The organism is Wolbachia endosymbiont of Pentalonia nigronervosa, from assembly GCF_014534705.1.
Taxonomy (GTDB): domain Bacteria; phylum Pseudomonadota; class Alphaproteobacteria; order Rickettsiales; family Anaplasmataceae; genus Wolbachia.
The window spans coordinates 1-1,155 of the sequence record NZ_JACVWV010000173.1; the positions used below are offsets into that span (position 1 = coordinate 1).

The 1,155-nt window shown below is 35.6% G+C and carries 2 pseudogenes; one reads left to right on the forward strand and one right to left on the reverse strand.

Features of this window, described 5'->3' with window-relative positions:
• Window positions 1–192: 192 nt before the first annotated feature.
• Window positions 193–480: pseudogene (locus tag IC220_RS07750) on the reverse strand (IS110 family transposase); the annotation flags it as partial.
• Between the two features lie 227 nt (window positions 481–707).
• Between IC220_RS07750 and IC220_RS07755 the strand changes: the two are divergent.
• Window positions 708–843, forward strand: a pseudogene (locus tag IC220_RS07755) (IS481 family transposase); the annotation flags it as partial.
• Window positions 844–1,155: the final 312 nt, after the last annotated feature.

Consider the following 1,155-nt stretch of genomic DNA (forward strand, 5'->3'; position numbering starts at 1 on the left):
CCTGTTCGCCCTATCCACATCACTGCTGCTATGAACTTTCTGTTGTCCTTTGCACTCCTTCCACTATCCCCTTTCTTTCCGGGTAAACTCTCCTTTATCCTTTCCCATTGCTTATCTTTTAAGTCGTATAACATCCTTAGCTTCTCTCAAAAATTGTTATTATAACTCCTTTCTTTTTGAATGTCTACACTACCTAAGTAGCTCACTTTTGCCAAAAGCCTTGATTTGAGCTGGATTTATCACACTTACATTATGCCCAAAATCGTACATGAAATTCACTATATCTTCACTATAACAACCTGTTGCTTCAAGACATATGTGAATTAGGTCTGCTCCATGTCCATTGCACCAAGCTACAAGCTTTTCAAAACCTTCTTGGTTATTGTGAAAAACTTTATGTCGTTCTTTGTTATCTATCAACAAACAGGCATCAAATTTTTCTTTAGCAATATCTACACCTAAAATAGCATTTGCTTGCATAAACTAGCCTCCAAAACTATAAATAAAATTGAGAGTTTAGACTAACCTTGTTATACGGGATATGATTCCAAAGATACTGTCCAGTCTTTTAACTCTATGTTGGGAAGGGAGCAAAATCTATGGATCGGCCTTATTGGCATAAGTTGGGGTTCAGCTTCACCTTCCCTGCAAGACACTTTAGCTATAATGCCTTACTTTTTAAAGATACAAGTTGGGGTTCAAAGAGCTTCGTTATGGCCTACAATTACGCTAAAAGACTAAAAACTCATAAGGGTCTTACTCCTTATGAGTTTATATGTGATCAGTGGACAAAATTTCCTGATTTATTTATACTCCCATCATACTCTGGGACCATACACCTAGTGGATAGATCTAGTGATGTTACACTTTATCTAAAGATCAATGGCAAGGGTGCAGATGATGAAAAATTCGTTACTTGCAGTGAATAAGTGAATTCAAATATTGTCTATCGGTATAAAAGCTGTTATAATTTGATTCTATACTAAGTAAGGTATCTAACTGATGTCTATGCAAATGAACAAAGTACTAGTAATTATAATGCTTTTAGGCTCTATTTTTTTATCATATTCTGGTAATGCAGGCTTCTTTAATAGTGAGTTGCAAGAATCAGTACGAAGTTTTTTTACCTCATTGCCGCATGATATAGACAGTCTA